The organism is Blastochloris viridis (assembly GCF_001402875.1).
GTDB lineage: Bacteria > Pseudomonadota > Alphaproteobacteria > Rhizobiales > Xanthobacteraceae > Blastochloris > Blastochloris viridis.
In genome coordinates this window covers 2445303-2463379 of record NZ_CP012946.1, presented here as the reverse complement: position 1 = coordinate 2463379, position 18077 = coordinate 2445303, and the positions used below count along the sequence as shown (strand labels likewise).

General features: G+C 68.3%; 14 protein-coding genes and 1 CRISPR repeat array (1 of these 15 only partly in view). All 14 genes read right to left on the bottom strand.

Annotated features, from left to right (window positions below; all coding sequences use genetic code 11):
• Positions 1 to 3024: direct repeats of the CRISPR family, unit length 32 nt; unit sequence GTTTCGATCCACGCCCCTGCGCGAGGGGCGAC; it reaches 248 nt to the left of the window's first position.
• A 215-nt stretch (positions 3025 to 3239) separates the two neighbouring features.
• The 14 genes from cas2 to BVIR_RS10735 all read right to left on the bottom strand — a co-directional run bounded on the left by cas2 (position 3240) and on the right by BVIR_RS10735 (position 18001).
• A complete protein-coding gene (gene cas2, locus BVIR_RS10800; RefSeq protein ID WP_055037668.1) occupies positions 3240 to 3530 on the bottom strand; it encodes a CRISPR-associated endonuclease Cas2 in 291 nt (96 codons plus the stop codon).
• A gap of 78 nt (positions 3531 to 3608) precedes the next feature.
• Positions 3609 to 4643 (bottom strand): type I-C CRISPR-associated endonuclease Cas1c, encoded by a 1035-nt coding sequence (cas1c, locus tag BVIR_RS10795; RefSeq protein ID WP_055037667.1) that lies wholly within the window; start codon positions 4641 to 4643, stop codon positions 3609 to 3611.
• Positions 4640 to 5293: a CRISPR-associated protein Cas4 gene (gene cas4 / locus BVIR_RS10790; RefSeq protein WP_055037666.1), complete on the bottom strand. Its 654-nt coding sequence runs from the start codon at positions 5291 to 5293 to the stop codon at positions 4640 to 4642. The genes cas1c and cas4 overlap by 4 nt, the downstream gene beginning before the upstream one ends.
• Positions 5294 to 5304: 11 nt before the next feature.
• Positions 5305 to 6270 (bottom strand): type I-C CRISPR-associated protein Cas7/Csd2, encoded by a 966-nt coding sequence (cas7c, locus tag BVIR_RS10785; RefSeq protein WP_055037665.1) that lies wholly within the window; start codon positions 6268 to 6270, stop codon positions 5305 to 5307.
• Positions 6267 to 8027: a type I-C CRISPR-associated protein Cas8c/Csd1 gene (gene cas8c / locus BVIR_RS10780; protein ID WP_055037664.1), complete on the bottom strand. Its 1761-nt coding sequence runs from the start codon at positions 8025 to 8027 to the stop codon at positions 6267 to 6269. The genes cas7c and cas8c overlap by 4 nt, the downstream gene beginning before the upstream one ends.
• Positions 8024 to 8665 carry a type I-C CRISPR-associated protein Cas5c gene (cas5c, locus tag BVIR_RS10775; RefSeq protein WP_268271667.1) on the bottom strand — a complete coding sequence of 214 codons (642 nt, stop codon included), beginning with the start codon at positions 8663 to 8665 and terminating at the stop codon, positions 8024 to 8026. The genes cas8c and cas5c overlap by 4 nt, the downstream gene beginning before the upstream one ends.
• Positions 8666 to 8779: 114 nt before the next feature.
• Entirely contained in the window at positions 8780 to 11047 is a 2268-nt protein-coding gene (locus BVIR_RS10770) for a CRISPR-associated helicase/endonuclease Cas3 (protein ID WP_055037662.1), read from the bottom strand.
• Positions 11048 to 11621: 574 nt separating this feature from the next.
• On the bottom strand, positions 11622 to 12221 hold the full coding sequence (locus BVIR_RS10765) for an EF-hand domain-containing protein (RefSeq protein ID WP_055037661.1): 600 nt from the start codon (positions 12219 to 12221) through the stop codon (positions 11622 to 11624).
• A gap of 109 nt (positions 12222 to 12330) precedes the next feature.
• Positions 12331 to 13536, bottom strand: coding sequence for a hypothetical protein (locus BVIR_RS10760; protein WP_055037660.1), 1206 nt, complete (start codon positions 13534 to 13536; stop codon positions 12331 to 12333).
• A gap of 98 nt (positions 13537 to 13634) precedes the next feature.
• Positions 13635 to 13847, bottom strand: a complete 213-nt coding sequence (locus BVIR_RS10755; protein ID WP_055037659.1) for a DUF2842 domain-containing protein — start codon at positions 13845 to 13847, stop codon at positions 13635 to 13637.
• 18 nt (positions 13848 to 13865) lie between these two features.
• Positions 13866 to 15155 (bottom strand): O-acetylhomoserine aminocarboxypropyltransferase, encoded by a 1290-nt coding sequence (locus BVIR_RS10750; RefSeq protein WP_055037658.1) that lies wholly within the window; start codon positions 15153 to 15155, stop codon positions 13866 to 13868.
• A gap of 298 nt (positions 15156 to 15453) precedes the next feature.
• A complete protein-coding gene (locus BVIR_RS10745) occupies positions 15454 to 15912 on the bottom strand; it encodes a CoA-binding protein (RefSeq protein ID WP_055037657.1) in 459 nt (152 codons plus the stop codon).
• The gene (locus tag BVIR_RS10740; RefSeq protein WP_055037656.1) at positions 15912 to 16727 is read right to left on the bottom strand and encodes an enoyl-CoA hydratase; all 816 of its coding nucleotides are present in this window, start codon (positions 16725 to 16727) and stop codon (positions 15912 to 15914) included. Before BVIR_RS10740 ends, BVIR_RS10745 begins: the two co-directional genes overlap by 1 nt.
• The gene (locus BVIR_RS10735) at positions 16724 to 18001 is read right to left on the bottom strand and encodes an MFS transporter (RefSeq protein WP_082417005.1); all 1278 of its coding nucleotides are present in this window, start codon (positions 17999 to 18001) and stop codon (positions 16724 to 16726) included. Before BVIR_RS10735 ends, BVIR_RS10740 begins: the two co-directional genes overlap by 4 nt.
• Positions 18002 to 18077: the final 76 nt, after the last annotated feature.

Below are 18077 nucleotides of genomic sequence, written 5' to 3'. Positions count from 1 at the left end.
CAAATGCTGGCGAGGACGACGTTTCGATCCACGCCCCTGCGCGAGGGGCGACCCGGCGCGAGAGCGGCGCCTATGTGCTGGCGCTGTTTCGATCCACGCCCCTGCGCGAGGGGCGACCCCAGGCCAGCGCGCGACGACACCATGGCGGCGGTTTCGATCCACGCCCCTGCGCGAGGGGCGACGCTGCCGCGGCGATGACGACGGCGGGCTCGACTTCGTTTCGATCCACGCCCCTGCGCGAGGGGCGACTTGCCCATTATTGTCGGGGCATGTCACGGATCGTTTCGATCCACGCCCCTGCGCGAGGGGCGACTCACGACGCCGAGGCTATCTCGATGCATGCGCGGTTTCGATCCACGCCCCTGCGCGAGGGGCGACCAGAACGCTCTTGAGCGTGCTGAGCCGGTCAGCAGTTTCGATCCACGCCCCTGCGCGAGGGGCGACCTGGCGGCCAAGCGCGGGGTGGCGATCGCAATCAAAGTTTCGATCCACGCCCCTGCGCGAGGGGCGACCCATTTGGCCAGAGCAGCCGCACCGGCTTGTACCGTTTCGATCCACGCCCCTGCGCGAGGGGCGACGGTACAGGTGACCAAGGTGTCGCAGGTCTACGCCGTTTCGATCCACGCCCCTGCGCGAGGGGCGACTTCAAGCGGAGGAGTTTGATTGGCGCGGCGAGGTTTCGATCCACGCCCCTGCGCGAGGGGCGACGCGCGGCGCTGATCGTGCGCAATTGGGAGAACGTGTTTCGATCCACGCCCCTGCGCGAGGGGCGACGGTAGTGTTATCGCACTTGGCGTGCAGTCGCTCATAGTTTCGATCCACGCCCCTGCGCGAGGGGCGACACCGTCTCCACGCCCGGCATACTTCTCGGCAGTCTGTTTCGATCCACGCCCCTGCGCGAGGGGCGACGGCCGGGGGCCACGATGTCGCGCAAATTTGAAACCGTTTCGATCCACGCCCCTGCGCGAGGGGCGACCCGACCGCCACCAGGACGACGACGAATTGACCAGGTTTCGATCCACGCCCCTGCGCGAGGGGCGACGTGGCCGAGCGGGTGACGCGTGACCGCTTCGTGCGGTTTCGATCCACGCCCCTGCGCGAGGGGCGACGATCCGCGTCATCGCCGATGGCGACAGCGACGACGTTTCGATCCACGCCCCTGCGCGAGGGGCGACGCCATGCAAGCCGCTGACCGGGCTGGCGGTCGCCGTTTCGATCCACGCCCCTGCGCGAGGGGCGACTTGGTGACGCCGACCGGGTCAGCGAGCGACACCGGTTTCGATCCACGCCCCTGCGCGAGGGGCGACGCGCGCCGGAAGGCGGCCTGGGCGCCGGCCAAGGGGTTTCGATCCACGCCCCTGCGCGAGGGGCGACCCGACCGCGCGTTGCTGCTGTTCGATTTGCCGTCGTTTCGATCCACGCCCCTGCGCGAGGGGCGACGCGTCGTGCTGCGCCATCTCGGGTGCGGTGAGGAGGTTTCGATCCACGCCCCTGCGCGAGGGGCGACGCCGACGAAATCGATCAGGCCGTGCGGCCGACGCGGTTTCGATCCACGCCCCTGCGCGAGGGGCGACGCACAAAATAGCACCCGCCGATCGGCATCATCGAGTTTCGATCCACGCCCCTGCGCGAGGGGCGACCGGAGCGCGATGCCCACTGGCGGGCGGAGATCGAGTTTCGATCCACGCCCCTGCGCGAGGGGCGACGATCGCAGGTGACCGTGTCAGCGCGTGGTAGATGTTTCGATCCACGCCCCTGCGCGAGGGGCGACATAGGCGGCGCCCTTCGCGAAGGTCTCGGAGGTGTTTCGATCCACGCCCCTGCGCGAGGGGCGACCCCTCGCCGGGGTCAACCTGACCGGCCCTATGCTGGTTTCGATCCACGCCCCTGCGCGAGGGGCGACCATCGCGGATCGGCGATGTCGAGCCGGAGCAACGAGTTTCGATCCACGCCCCTGCGCGAGGGGCGACGCATCTTCACGGGGACCGGCCCCAAGGCCCCCAAGTTTCGATCCACGCCCCTGCGCGAGGGGCGACCTGGCACCGCTTAAGGAACACGATCATGGCAATGTTTCGATCCACGCCCCTGCGCGAGGGGCGACTCGGCGAGGACGGTAAGCTCGATCTGGTCGAGATGTTTCGATCCACGCCCCTGCGCGAGGGGCGACACGACCAAAACCGCCGAGACGGCGAGGCATGGCGTTTCGATCCACGCCCCTGCGCGAGGGGCGACGAGGCCGAGGTCGCCAAGGTCGAGATCGCCGAGGTGTTTCGATCCACGCCCCTGCGCGAGGGGCGACCCTCGACCACGCGAAAAATGTCACCGCGGTTTTTGTTTCGATCCACGCCCCTGCGCGAGGGGCGACGTCGGCGAGGTCGAGCCGGACGAAGTAGTAGCCGGGGTTTCGATCCACGCCCCTGCGCGAGGGGCGACGGCTCGGCTGTGGCCCAGTCGACCGCGCCGAGTCCGTTTCGATCCACGCCCCTGCGCGAGGGGCGACCCGATACCCAGAACGAGAAATTCGGCTGGGGCATGTTTCGATCCACGCCCCTGCGCGAGGGGCGACTGTCGACCAGCACCTCGTGCTGAATGTGCTCCCGGTTTCGATCCACGCCCCTGCGCGAGGGGCGACGCTATGCCACGGTCAAGACCCACGACGCTGTTGTTTCGATCCACGCCCCTGCGCGAGGGGCGACTGGCCGTGCACCACCACCGGCGCGGCGGCAATCGGTTTCGATCCACGCCCCTGCGCGAGGGGCGACCACCGTTGCTGATGGCCTCTTTCATGTACCGGGCGTTTCGATCCACGCCCCTGCGCGAGGGGCGACGAGCTCGTCACGCAACTGCCTGGCGCGGGCGCGGTTTCGATCCACGCCCCTGCGCGAGGGGCGACCCTATCGATGACGCAACAGTCTGACGGCACCGTCGTTTCGATCCACGCCCCTGCGCGAGGGGCGACGCTTTCCGACATCGAGTGCGACATCCGCCGGCTGTTTCGATCCACGCCCCTGCGCGAGGGGCGACGGCCCTACAGATAGCGCACGAACCTGACGTTCGAAACGGTCATGGATGCGCGAACCTCGGTGCGCGAGGTCGCCCGGCGACCGCACGTGTCGCCAATTTCCATGTTTCGATAGCAATTTCAGGTTATTAGGACTGGCGCGAACGTGTCGCCGGGCGCGGTCACGCTTGTGGTTCGCGCACCGTGCCGCCGGGCCGCCGAAACCTCGACGCGCCGCTCAGACGATCAGCGGTCCGTCGAGATCAAGGTTGGGCTTGGCGCCGACATGCTCCACCCGGCGCTGCCCGTTGGCGCCAAGATGATAATAGCGCAGGCTATCATGGGCCGGGTCGATCACCGCCTCCAGCCTCGCGCGGAGCGCTGCCCACTGCGCCGGGTCGACCTCGATCTCGAACACCGAATACTGCACGCGCTGTCCATAGTCGCGGCAGGCCTTCGCCACCCGGCGCAGACGTTTTGTCCCGCCGGCATCGGACGTCCGGACGTCGTAGGTGACCAGAACCAGCATCGGCTCAAATGGCCCGGTTCGAGGCTTGAGGGGAGCATGCTGCCGTCGCAAAATCGAATGTCGCTATGTGCATCATGCTCATTTCCAGAACCAAGGCGGATAGGCGTCGAGGTCGCCGCGCAGATGACGCGCCAGAAGCTGCGCCTGCAGATGCGGCACGAGGCCGAGCGGCGCGACCTCGTCGACGAAGGCATGACGCCGCTCCTCCTTCTTGCGTTCCTGCCAGGCGGTCAGCACGGTTTTCCGCGCCGCGTCGGTGAGCAGCACCGCGCCACCGTCGCGAGTTTCGAAGTCCCGCGTCGAAAGCTGGCGGCGGTTGATCAGCGACAGCGCCAGCCGGTCGGCCAACACCGGGCGCAACTCCTCCATCAGATCGAGCGCGAAGCTCGGCCGGCCCGGCCGATCGCGATGCAGGAACCCCACTGCCGGGTCGAGCCCGTTGGCCTCGGCGGCGGCGCGGCAATCATGGGTGAGCAGCGTGTAGAGGAACGACAACAGCGCGTTGACCGCATCGAGCGGCGGCCGCCGGCTGCGTCCGCGAAAGCGCAACGCGGGGTCGGGCACGCGGATAAGATCATCGAACACCGCGAAATAGAGGTTGGCGGCCTCGCCTTCCGCGCCGCGCAGCACATCGACGCCGCCGGCCTCGAACGCCACCCGCCGCAGGATGCGCGCCAGCCGCTCGACCGCGGCCTCCACTGCCGACCGTCGTTCCGGCGCGAAATCATCGCCGTGGTCGCGCAGCGCGCGCTGCAGCACCGCGCGCTGATTGGCCACCTTGGCGGAAACGATGCTGCGCACGATCTCCTCCGGCTGTTCGGCAGCGCGGTACTGTGCGCGGCGCAGCAGCACATTGCCGCTCACCGGCCCTTCGACGCGCGCCTCGAAGCGGCCCTGGCGGTCGAGCAGCACCAGCGCGATGCCGCCGCGCGCCAGCGCGCCGATCAGGGCCGGCGAGACGTAAACCGCGCCGACCGCCACCACCGAGCCGATGCGATGGAGCGGTAGCCGCGCGCGCTCGGCGCCGTCGACCTCGGCCACCAGGTTCTCGCCGTCCTTGCGCAGGCCGGCACCCTCGGTGGTGACATAGAGCGTGTTGAGCAGCTTCTTCACGGCCCGGCCCCGAGATCATCGTCGAGCAGCGCCTCGATGGCCCGGCGGCGAAACTCGGTCGCCGAGCGCGCGGTGGCTTTCGGCCGGCACACCTCGATCAGCGAGCACGACCGGCAGCGCGCCGCCCGCCAGATGGCCGGCGGCGTGCGCCCCTCCGCCACCAGCGTGCCGAACGCCTGCGCTGTGTCCTCGGTGAGGCGCCGCAAATCCGCATCGAACAGCACGGCGGTGCGGCGCTTCGGCTCGGCGTAATAGAGCGCGCCTTCCGGCACCGGCCGGCCGGTCATCTCTTCGAGGCACAGCGCCTGGGCACAGAGCTGCACCTCGTCGGCGCGATGCAGCTTCGGCTTGCCGCGCTTGTATTCGACCGGAAAGGCGGTTTCGCCATCGCCGTCGCGGCGGAACTCGACAAGGTCGGCGACGCCGGTCAGGTTCAGCCGGGCCGAGGCGAGCGGCAGCGCGGTGACGCGGCGCACGCCCTTGGTCTTGCGCTCGCCCGCGGTGTGGGCGACATCGTGGAGAACGCGGCCCTCGGCGGTGAAACGGTTCTCCTCCCACAGGCGCTCGATGTGGATCAGTGCCGCCTGGCGCAGGCAATAGACCGCGTGCTGCAGCGCCGAGATCGCGATCGGCTCGTCCAGCGCGGCCATGCCCGCCTCCCTCAGAGAACCTCGACGATCTCGACGCCCTCCGGCAGGCCGTCACGATTGATGAGGATCTCGTAATCGGAGAAGCGCCGTGCCGGAGGCTGGTTGTCGAGGCGATCGTCGCCGAGGTCGTAGACGTCGTTCCCGGACCGGCGGCGCACCGCCACGCGCTCGAACAGCGCGTGGGCCGGCGCGTTGCCGAGCACGTTCGCGTGCTTGAACGCGATCACCTTGCGCGAGGCCATCTCGCCGCGGGCGGCCGAGCGGTCGTGCTCGAACATCGCTTTGAGCGCCTCGAACAGATGAGCGAGGTCGTCCTCGGAAAAGCCGGTGCGCTCGGCCAGCTTGGCGTTGACGAAGATGTGGGCGCGATAGAGCCCATAAGGCACGATGTACTTGCGGCCCATGGTGCGATTGTCGGTGCGCTCGTCGCCTTCGCTGCCCTTTTCGCGATCGGCCTTCTCTTTCTCATTGGTGGCGGCCATGCGGGTGATGGAGATTTCGAGCGGCAGGATCTTCTCGACCGACGACGCAAACGTCACCTGCACCGGCCCGCGCACCTGCCCGCAATTGATGCCGGTCGACATCACCGCGCCGAAGGTGCGCACGTCGAAGAAATTGTCGCACATGAAGCCGGTGAGCTTGCGGGCTTCCTCGTCGCTTTGGGGATTGAGCTTGGCACCGTCGGCCTTGCCGTTGCCGTTCCGCACCGCCTTGTAGGCTTCGCGGTGCTTTTCGTTGAGGATCGCGCCTTCCTGGACATAGATGTGCCAGCCCGGCTCCTCGCCCTTGGCGAGTTCGGTGTAGTTGCGGATCTTGCGCTTCAGCGACACGTCGCTGACGAGGCCGACATTGGTCTCGGGGTCGATGCGCGGCAGGTTGCCGGCGTCGGGGTCGCCATTGGGATTGCCGTTGACGACGTCGAACAGGAACACGATGTCGTAGCGGTTGGCGAGCGGGGTCTTGGTCAGCGCTGTCATGTGCGCGGCTCCTCGGCGGCGGGCTTTTCGGCCTTGCGATAGAATTCGTTGCGCTGGTGGTGATAGCCGAGGCCGAACAGCGCCTGGCTCTTGTCCGGCAGGCTGGCCGGGAACGGATCGACGGTGGGCGCCATCGCCTCCATGATCGCGCCGATCTGCTTTTCGAGATTGACCTTGAGCCCCGGCTTTTGCTTGCCGATCTTGGACAGGTGATTGGCCGAGCCGGACTCCAACAGGTGGAACACCTTGCGCGGCTGGGCCGAAGCGGCGCCGTAGAACTTGTCCTTGACGGTGGCGTTGATGTCGCGGCCGAGGGCATGAAGCTGCACCTGCTCATAGACCGCGAACAGGCGCCCGAGCAGATAGCCCGGATCGCCGAAGGTGGGATCGAGCGCCACGGGCACCCTCCTGTTGAAATTGCGGGTCAGCACCGATTTGAGGATGGCGACGCGCATCGCGTTGACGTCGTGGTCGGCGCGCATGCGCATGATGAGCGTCGACAGCAATGTCAGCGGGTAGGGCGCATCAAAGAGGATCGCCCGCATCCAGTCGCCGGCGAGGTTGGGCTGGATGTTCTCGGTTTTGCGCAGGACGGCGGTCTCGATCAGCATCCGCCACATCGAGGGCGCGGTCTCATTGGGGGGCGGCTCGACGCGCAGCCGCTCGACGTGCTCGAGCCAGCGCCGGCCGATCTCGCCGAAATCGTCCTCCAGAAAGAACCGCACCGACAGCCGCGCCGCGTTGGGGGCAAGGCCGAGCACGTAGAAGCGCACGCCCGACGGCAGATCAGGAATGATGTCGGCAACCGGCCGACCGTCATGAATGTTCTGAAGGACGGCGCGGACCTTCTCGCTTTCGGCGTTTTCGTCGACGTCGACGCCGGCGGCCAGCGCGGCGAAAATGTCCTCGGCGTCCGTGGCGGCCTGCTGATCCTCCGCCTCGGCCCAGAACACGGTGGAGGCATCGCCGATCTGGATGCGGTGGCGGCTGCCACGTTCGAGAAAGCGGTTGAGCGCGGTGGTGTAGGCGAACGCCGCGGCTTCCGAGACCGGGGCGTTGTCGCCCTGCTCGTGGCCGTAGGAGGTGAAGGCGTCGAGATTGAACGACACGATCGAGGCGCCGGCGGTCTGCGCGCCCCACACCCCCTTGATGGAAGGATGCAGCCGCGCCACCGGGCCGCGCTCGCCGGTGACGAGGCAGGCGGCGCCCGCCTTCTCCGCCGCACCTGCAAGCTTCGTCCACAGCGCAAGGGCTGCCGGGCGGTCGTGGAGGTAGGTGTTGTTCAGGCGTTCGCGCTCCAGCGCAAAGACGACGTTCTGGTCCTTCATCGCCTCCGGCCAGCCGAGTTCGGCAAAGCGCTCCGGTCGCCACCACTCAAGAAAGCGCAGCAGCGCGAGAAGGCCGTCGTCGGCGGTGCCGGCAAGCCACGTCTGATGGCGCTCGATGAAGGCTGCGTGCTCGTCTGCGGTGCGCTTGCCTTCGCCCGCGGTGACGCCAAGCACATAAGCCGTTTTGTCCCAGAGAAAGTTGGGCGCGATGCCCGAGGTGCGCTTGACCGGCTGTGGCACTGCCAGCGACCGCGCCACCATCTTGCGAGCCTGCATCGACCGCAGATCCGACGGAATGCCGACCGGCAGCCCGTCCGGCGCCAGGGAAATCAAAAAGCCAATCTGCTGGGTGCTGTAGCCGAACGCCGGCACCTCGTTGCGGCTGGCCATCCGCTCATAGGCGCGGACCAGCGATGCGAGCGCGCTCATCGCCGGATCTCCGGTGAGCCGGGCGGCGGCACCATTAAAACGCCATTCTCCAGCCGGGCGCGGAAGAACAGCGAGGCGCGGTCGCCGCCGTGGTCGATGTCCCACAGCATGAAGCCGAGGTCGCGGGTCTCGTCGATGGCGACCGGCGTCGGCTCGCCCGGCTCGATCAGCTCAAAGCGCGCCGGAAATTCGCGGGTGCCGAGGCAGGGCTGGTGGAAGCACTGGCCGCGGCGGGCTCTGCGGTTGAAGATGTCGAGGTGCTTGCCCTCGGTGTCGTCGGGGCCGGCTTTCCCCGTCAGCTCGAAATGCGCGGCGATAACGTATTCGACGTTTGACAGCACGGTGGCGGCGCGCTGCTGCCGGTTGTCCTCGACGACCAAGACGAGGTCCGACACATCGCCGCTTTTCATCGCCGCGCGGATCTTGTTCACCGGCACTTTGGCGCCGACCTCGTTGCGCCGGATCGACTGGAAGCGGATCGGCTCAAGGACGTGGATCTCGTCGATGATCCAGCGGATCGCCGGTTTCCAGTGGATCGCCTCCAGGATGCCGCGCGCCGCCGAAGGCGTCATCACGTCATAGGAGACCCGCTCGACCTTCATCTCCGGCCGCGTGAAGCACGCACGATCACCGGACACATTCAGACGAATTCCGTAGGACATGCCCCTCGCCCGGCTCGCCACTCATCACGAATCGGCGTGCATGGTCACACCTTTTGATTGATATCGTCTATTGTGAATAGCCACTATCAACTAGATGATGAGCAAGGCGCTCGCCTGATCCCCTTCCTCCCACACCAGGCCCTCCTCGACGGTGTAGAGGCCCTCGTTGCGCAGCACCGCGAACTGGCGCTCGGCGTCGGCGAATTCGACCTCGCCATCGTTGATCAGGCGCGCGCGGTCGCGCGGCGGCACCTGGACGAGAAACGTCTGCAGCTTGCGCGCCGCGGCGCCGGGCGTGAGCCAGCCGCCGCGCAATCCGTCGAGGGCGTGCGTGGCGTCGTCCTCGACGGCGATGATCACCGGCGCAAGGCCGCTCTCGATCAGCCGGAAATTGTCGCCCACGGTGCGGTAGGCGAATTGAAGCTGTCCCGCACTGACGGAGAAGCAGTCGAGCACGGCGCGGGTCTCCCTTGAGTCCGGGCCGCCGATGCGAAGGCGATCAAGGCCCTCGCCCTTCTGCCAATAGACTTCCTCGAAGTAGCGTTCGATCGCGTCGAGCGAAGTCAGGTCGGCGTGGTGGAGCGCGGTGCGCGCCGTGGCCTCGGCGAAGGCTTTGATCTCGGGCGGCGGCTCGGCGTCCGCCGGCTTGAACACGGTGACGATGCTGTCTTCGGGCGGGTCACGGCCCTCTCGGTTGCAGCGTCCGGCGGCCTGCAGGATCTGGTCGAGCCCGGCCTCGGCGCGCCACACGCGGGGAAAGCTGATGTCGACGCCGGCCTCGATCAGACTGGTCGCGATCACCCGGCACGGACGCTGCGCCGCCAGTTCCACCCGGACCCTGGCGAGGATGCGCCGGCGGTCGGCCGCAGTCTGGCGCGTCGTCAAATGCACGAGCCCCTCAAGCCCGGCCGCCTTCGCCGCGCGGTAGAGCGCGAGCGCGTGCTTGCGGCTGTTGACGATCACCAGCCCGCGCGCGCAGTCGGTCAATTCCGCGATGAGGTCGCGGTCGCTGCATGGCGCCAAGGCGCGGCGCAGCGTGATGCGCTTCAGTGCCTGTTGCAGACGCGCCGGCTCCGGCGCCAGCTCACGGTCCTGTTCCAGCCGGAAGCCATGTTCGAAGCGCGACGTATCGAGCGCCGGCTGTGTCGCGGTGCACAACACGATGGTGGCGCCGTAATTGCGCGCCAACTCGTCGAGCGCCACGATGGAGGGACGCAGCACGTTGAGCGGAATGGCCTGCGCCTCGTCGAGCACGATCACGGCATTGGCCAGATTGTGCAGCTTGCGGCAGCGCGACGGACGGGCGGCGAACAGGCTCTCCAGCAGCTGCACATTGGTGGTGACGATCACCGGCGCCGCCCAATCCTCCATCGCCAGCCGCATCTTGTCGCGCACGCTGCGCTCGCCATCGTCATCGATCTTCGCCTCTTCGATTGCCGAGTGATGCTCCAGCACCACCTGCTCGCCGAGCACTTGGCGGAAAATATCGGCGGTCTGGTCGATGATCGAGGTGAAGGGAATGGAATAGACGATGCGGCTGAGGCCGTGACGCTTCGCATGGTCGAGCGCAAAGCCGAGCGAGGCCAGCGTCTTGCCGCCGCCGGTCGGCACGGTGAGGGTGAAGACGCCTTTCGGCAGGCTCGCCTTGGCGCGGACATGGGCGAGGATTTCGGCGCGCAAGCTGTTGACCGGCGTTGCCTCCGCGCGCGCCGCGACGTCTGCCATGTGGGCGTCGAAACGGGCGATCAGGCCATCCACGATGTCGGGAAGCGGCGTCCACTCGCGGTCGATGCGCTCGCCGCGCGCCGCCGTATAGAACGTCTCGGTGTCGCGGTAGTCGGCGTCGACCAGGCACGAGAACACCATGCGGCCGAGAAGGGCGAGCTGGAACGCCGCCAGCCGCTTGTCATCGCCGCGAAAACCGCCTGGAAACAGCGTGCCGACCTGCGGCGCAATCTCCTGCCGCCACACCGGATCGAGTGGCGGCAGCGTCTTCTTCACCCGCTGGTCCAATGACGACGCGCTGCCGATCCGGTCCGGCAATCCGGCATGATGGCCGGCGACGCAGAACGCCGCAAGCTGCGCGGCGAGCCTGTCCTTGCCGCCAAAGGCAAGCGCCAGGATCTCGCGCGCGCCGGCGGTGGCATGGTCAGGACTGGGTCCCTGGCCCAAAATGTAGCGCAGGAACTCCGGCGCATATTTGCCAAGGTCATGGAACTGCCCGGCCAGCGCCGCGATCGGCCCGGCGCCGAATGCATCGGCCCGCTTGGCGGCCATCCCGGCCACATTGGCCAGGTGCTGGGCCAGTTCCTGCCAGCGTTCGCGGTCGGGATCGTCGGTGGAATGGGCGAAATACATGAACTGCGCTCGCTATCATCGTGATTTGAGACGAAAAACGGCAGATCATACCAACGGCCCCGGATGCTGGCGCATGGGGCCGTTGAATCTCGCGGATTTTCGTCCGTGAAATCAATGATTTCACGAAAATCCGCGATCGCAACCAACGGCTGGCTGCCGCCGCCGTCGGTATCAGTTTGCCGCCGGAATTCCGACCCGCCGGGGATGAAACCGCCGGTCGTTCGGGGCGAAGCGAAGCTGAGACTCCGAACCCATGATCCGCGACGTTTCCGGCAGCGCGAGCGATGCCGTGCTGCGAGGGGCGATGCGGACGACGGCGAGCCTCGCGGATCATGGGTCCGATCGCGCGGCTTGACCGCTTGTCCGGGACGACGGCGCGAGGTCTCCGCCGCGGCCGGGCGGCATCGGACGCCACGGCGCGGTGGAGCGTAGCGCGCACGGTTTCTGTTCAGGGCGGAGTTTCGTCGTGCGGTCGCCGAAAAACCCTTTTGATCAAGAATTTCTCGGCAACGTTGTTTCCGGAATCACGAAGCGATCATCCGGAAACCGCGTGATATGCTTGGCCAGATCGCCGTCAGGCCGCCTTCAACAGCGAGCCGAGGCTGGTGCTGGAGTTGGTCGAGCTCGACGTCGAGGTGTAGGCCGACACCGCCTGCCCGAGCAGCGCGAACAGGTCGGGCTGCTGCGATGCCGTCGCGGTGCCGGACGACGTCGGCCCGAACGCCGCGGCGAACTCGGTTTGCGACACCACGCCGTCCTCGTTGGTATCGAACCGCGAAAAGCGGGTCTCGGCGTCGTCCGCGCTCGCGGTGTCGCTGCCGGCCGGGGCGTGGGCGGCCAGGTCCGCCTTGAATTCCTCAACGCTCAGCCCGCCGCTGCCATCGGTATCGGCGGCGGCGAAGATGTCGGCGGCCGACGGCGGCTGGTTTTCCTCCTGGAGCTGCAGGAGGTCGCTTTTCGCCACCAGATTGTCGACGAACGACGAGAACTCGGCCTGCGTCACCTTGCCGTCGGCGTCGGCGTCGATGGTCGAGAACAGCGATTCCAGCGACGACGTGCCGGTGTCGTTGGTGCCGGTCGGCAGTTTTTTCTGGGTAGATTTGGAATCGCCGAGACCGAAAATTCCGCTGCCGCTCGCCTGCGTCAGCGCCTGTAGCATCGTGTTGGCTGTCATCGCCGCAATCCTTTGCTCCGGAGGCCACCAACTGCGCGTCTCCGCCAGGCAGAGACGCGCAGTTGGTGGTTCGTGACGGATTGCAGTGCAACCGGCGTGCCGGAGCCGGTCACTTCCAGCCAGCGGCCTCGCTGTCCCAGCGCTGCCCGCCGAACGCGGTGGCGAACGCGTTCAGCAGCGCGTCGGTGTCGATCTGGACGGCGCCGCCTTCGCCCTCGGAATCGTCCGAGCCGGCCAGGGCGAGGCGGGGGCCGCTGTTTTCGTCGGCGGTGGTCAGCGCGGCCGATTCCAGCCACAGGATGGCGTGCTCGCTGGTGGCGCCGGTGGTCTCCGGCGCGATCAGCATCTGCAGGTCGATGATGTCGGTGAGGGCCAGGCTGGGCGCGATCTCGCTGGTGCGCTTCAGCGTCAGCTTCAGTTCGCCGGTGACCGGGTCCCACGCCACGTCGCGGCTGGTGGCGCCGAGCACGCCGGCGGCGATCTCGCCGATGCGTCCGGCGAGGCGGTCACGGTCGAGCCCCTTGGCGTCGCGCCACGATGCCGCCGGGAACCGCACCGTCCAGTCGTTGGCGCCGGCGGCGGTCCAGCCGGCGTCGGTCACGCCGGGCAGGGTGCGCATCTTGTCCACCAGGTTGGCGGCGCGGTCGCTGGCGACCTCGAACTGCACCACCTGCTGGCCGGCGCGCAGCGCGTGGCAAGGCTCGATCAGGGTGCGGAACGTCACCCGCACGTTCTCGCCGCGCAACGTCTGCAGCAGGCCGGGCAGGGCGTCGCGCTTCACCCGCACCGCCAGCCCGATCGGCGACACCTCGCCGAACGCCTTGGGCTCGGCCTCGATGGCGATGTCGGTCGGCTGACCTTCGAGGAACTGCTCCTCGGTCTGCTCGGTGAGGTCGGCGATATCGACCTTGTCTATGGTGCCGCCGCGGGTGATGGTGCCCTCGAAGGCGAGGGTCTTGCCGGTGGCCTTGCGCACGAGCTGCACCGATATCGGCACCTTCTGCTCGGTGCTTTCGCCGCTGCCGGTCAGCCGGGCGCCGTCGGGCTTGAGGGCGATGACGAAGCGGTCCTTGCGCTCGGTGCGCGGGTTGATGGCGTGGCAGACGTCGAGCTCGGCGGCGACCAGCTTGCCGCCCTGACGGATTTCCTTGAGCACGGCGTCGGCCGACAGCGCGCCCAGCAGGTCGCCGTAGAGCGGGATGTAGCTGACCGTTTCGAGCGCCTGGGCCGGCTTGGCCGGCGCCTTGGGTGGGTCTTTGGCCTGGACGGGGAGGGTGGCCGCGGCGAGGACGAGGGCGGCGAGGCGGAAGCGCATGGCGAATCACACGGCAATGACGATGGGATGGGCGACGGCGAACAGTGCGGCGCGATCTCGGCATAACGGCGGCGGCCGCACCGTGACCGGGCGCCGCGTCACGCCGCCCGGTCGGGCCGCACCATCCACCAGATCAAGGCGCCGGCTGGGATGGTCCAGCCCAGGCCGGCCACAATGTAATAGGCCAGCTCGGTGGCCCAGTGGCCAAGGCCGATGCCGGCGTGGGCCACCACCATGGCGCCGAGCGACCATACCACCGCCAGCAGCAGCAGCAGCACCGCGCCGACGGCCTTGCGCACCCGCTGTCGCATGCCCTGTTCTCCCTAAGGTTACGCCAACGCCTGATCGAGGTCGGCGATGATGTCGGCGACGTCCTCCAGCCCGATCGACAGCCGCACGGTGTCCGGCCCGGCGCCGGCCTGGACCTTCTGGGCGTCGGTGAGCTGGCGGTGGGTGGTGGAGGCCGGGTGGATGATCAGCGAGCGGGTGTCGCCGATATTGGCGAGGTGGGAGAACAGCTCGACCTTCGACACCAGCCGGACGCCGGCGTCATAGCCGCCCTTGAGCCCGAAGGTGAACACCGCGCCGGCGCCGCGCGGCGCGTATTTCTTGGCCAGGGTGTGGTAGCGGTCGCCCTTGAGGCCGGGATAGCTGACCCAGCTGACCTGCGGGTGGGCGGAGAGGAATTCGGCCACCGCCAGGGCGTTCTCGCAGTGGCGCTGCATGCGCAGCGGCAGCGTCTCGATGCCGGTCAGCACCATGAAGGCGTTGAACGGCGACAGCGCCGGCCCGAGATCTCGGAGGCCGAGCGCGCGGCAGGCGACCGCGAAGGCGAAGTTGCCGAACGTCTCGTGCAGCACCATGCCCTGGTATTCCGGCCGCGGCTCCGACAGCATCGGGTAGCGGCCTTCCTGCGACCAGTTGAACGAGCCGCCGTCGACGATCAGCCCGGCCATCGAATTGCCGTGGCCGCCCAGGAACTTGGTGGCGGAATGCACCACCACGTCGGCGCCGAACTCGATCGGCCGGCACAGATACGGTGTCGCCAGGGTGTTGTCGACGATCAGCGGCACGCGGGCGCGCCGCGCCACCCCCGCCAGCGCCTCGATGTCGGTGATCACTCCGCCGGGATTGGCGATCGATTCGACGAAGATCGCCTTGGTCTTCACCGACACCGCGTTCTCGAACGAGGAGATGTCGTCGGGGTCGGCCCACTTCACCACCCAGCCGAAATTCTTGAAGGCGTGGTTGAACTGGTTGATCGAGCCGCCATAGAGCTTCTTGGAGGCGATGAACTCATCGCCCGGCTGCAGCAGCGTGTGCAGGGTGATCAACTGGGCGGCGTGGCCGGAGGCGACGCCGAGTGCGGCGGTGCCGCCCTCCAGCGCCGCGATGCGCTCCTCCAGCACCGCGTTGGTGGGGTTGCCGAGCCGGGTGTAGATGTTGCCGAACGCCTTGAGCCCGAACAGCGCCGCGGCGTGGTCGACGTCGTCGAACACGAACGAGGTGGTCTGATAGATCGGGGTCGCCCGCGCGCCGGTGGTGGGGTCCGGCTTGGCGCCGGCGTGGATCGCCAGGGTCGAGAAGCCGGGCGAGGAACCCGGATTATGGTCGGTCATGGAGGTCTCCTGCTCGAGCCGCGCGCGGGCGCCAAGCTTTACGACAGGGCCGGGGCGAAGGGAACCGGCTGGCGGCGGGTGCACTTCCAGCGGCCGGTGCATTGCTGTCGCCCCGAGCGGCCCGTGCTGTCGTCCCGGTCGGCACGAAGCGCCAAGCCGGGACCTCGTCGTCCCGGACAAGGGCCGAAGGCCCGCGATCCGGGACCGTTCTCAGGAAAGGGCGCCTTTTCAGGGGACCGATCCCGGGTCTCGGCTATGCCTCGCCCGGGACGACGACACATATATCAACGGCCCATTGTCAACGGCTCATCAGCCCCAGCCGCGGGATCTCGATCGCCGGGCAGCGCTCCATCACCACCTCAATGCCGACGGCCTCGGCGCGGGCGGCGGCGGCGTCGTGGCGCACGCCGAGCTGCATCCACAGCACCTTCGGCCGCACGGCAAGCGCCAGCATCTCGTCCACCACCTGCGGCGCGTATTCGGCGGCGCGGAACATGTCGACCAGGTCGATCGGCTCGGGGATGTCGGCGAGGCGGGCGTAGACGGGCTGGCCAAGCAGGGTCTGGCCGGCGAGGCCGGGATTGACCGGGTGGACGCGGAAGCCCTGCGCGAGCAGGAATTCCATCACATGATGGCTCGGCCGCGCCGGATTGGCCGAGGCGCCGAGCAGGGCGATGGTCTTGGTCTCCGTCAGGATGCGGCGGATCGCGGCGTCATCGTCGCGGCCGGGCGCGGCGGGTCCGTGCGCCGGCGCCATCACCGGTCCGCCCAGGTGGGGTTGCGCTTTTCGATGAACGCCGCGATGCCCTCCTCGGCGTCGTGCGCCAGCATGTTTTCGGTCATCACCCGCGTGGCGTAGGCATAGGCCTCGCTGAGCGACAGCTCGCGCTGGCGGTAGAACGCCTCCTTGCCGATCTTCACGGCATAGGCCGATTTCGCCGCGATCTGGTTGGCCAGCGCCAGCGCGGTCGCCAGCACCTCGTCCTTCGCCACCACCCGGTTGACCAGGCCCCAGCTTCGCGCCGTCTCGGCGTCGATCATGTCGCCGGTCAGCAGCATTTCGAGCGCGTGCTTGGCGCCGACATTGCGCGACAGCGCCACCATCGGCGTCGAGCAGAACAGGCCGATATTGACGCCGGGGGTGCAAAATTTTGCCTCGCGCGCCGCCACCGCGAGGTCGCAGCTCGCCACCAACTGGCAGCCGGCGGCGGTGGCGGTGCCTGCAACCGCGGCGATCACCGGCTGCGGCAGGTGCACGATCGCCTGCATCACCGCGGCGCAGCGGCCGAGCACGTCGACGAAATAGCCGTGGCCGCGGTCGGGACGGCCGCGCGCCGCCGTCATCTCCTTGAGGTCGTGGCCGGCCGAGAACACCGGGCCGTCCGCCGCCAGCACCACCGCGCGCACCGCGCGGTCGGATTTGATGTCGGCGAGCGCCTCCGCCAACGCCGCCAGCATCGCCTCCGACAGCGAATTGCGGCTCGCCGGGCGCGACAGCGTGAGGACCTCGATCGCGCCGTCGCGGCGGCGGGCGAGGGGCGGGGTGCAGGTCTCGGGAGTGGCAGTGGTCATGGCGAATTCCGGGTGGCCGGCGGCGTGCCGGCGCCCTTGATCGTAACGTTATTCCCCGCCGCTCCAACAGCCCCTCTTGCGGCAGCTTGCTCGCAACGCCAAGCATCGCGCATGGTGACGGCGGCGGCGAGCGCAAGCGCCACCAGCGCTGCAGCATAGAGGTCGGTGGTGGCGACGAGCCCGATCTCGCGGGCGAGGAGGCCGGCGGCGATGGCTGGCAGGCTGTGGGCAAGGTAGCTTACGACATAGAGGGCAGCGAGCAGGCCGGACCGCTCGGCTGGCGAGACTAGCGGCAGCAGGGTGCGCAGGCAGGCCAGGAAGCCGCCGCCGAAGCCGATGCCGGCGACCAGGGTGCCGCCAAAGAGGCCCGCGACCACCCCGGCGTGCAGCGAGGTCATCAGGCCGACGACCCCCAGTACCAGGGCTGCGATGGCGAGGACGGCGATCTCCATGGTCGGCCTGCTGCGCAGCCACAGCACCGCCGCGGCACCGCTTAAGCAGAGGGTGGCGACCACTGAGCCGCCGACCATTGGCGAGGTGATGCCGGTGGCAGCCCGGATCAGCGCCGGCACCAGCGACAGGAACAAGCCGCCGAGCGCCCACACCGCGATGTTGAGCGGCGTGACCCGAAGCAAGGCACGCCGCGCCTGCGCCGGTACGGCGATCGTCGGCTTGAGTGAGACAAGGGCGCCGGGGCGGCCGACCGCGGTCTCCGGCACAAACCACACCAAAATCGCTTGCACCGCGATGGCGGCGAGCAGCAGGGCATACACGAGGCGCAGCGGCAATGGGGCAAAGGCCACCAGCGCGCCCGCGCCGAGAGCGCCGAGCGCAAGCCCGATCAGCGGGGCGACGCTGTTGACCAGCGGCCCGTGGCCGCGATGCGCGTCGATCAGTGCAGCGCCGACTGCGCTCATTGCCGCACCGGTGGCGAGTCCCTGGAGGAAGCGCGCCACGATCAGCATCGGCACCGCCTGCGCGGCGACGAACAGGGCCATCGCGGCGCCTTCGAACAGCAGGGTGGCGAAGATCACTGGCCGCCGCCCGATATGGTCGGAAAGCGCACCGGCAACAAGCAGCGCGGCGAGCACGCTGACCGGATAGGTCCCGAACACGAAGGTGAGTGTCGCCGGGGAGAGGCCCCAGCTTGTTTCGTAGAGTGGGTAGAGTGGCGTCGGGGCGGCCGCGGCAGCGAGGAAGGTCGTGAGCGTTGCGGTATAGAGCGCAAGTGCGGCCGTGGACGTTTCCGCCGCAGGCGCAATGGGTGTCGACATGCGGGCCCTCCGGGCCTAAAGCTAACGTTGTGCATTAAGGAATAAACCACCATCGGCGCTAACGCAAATATTTTGC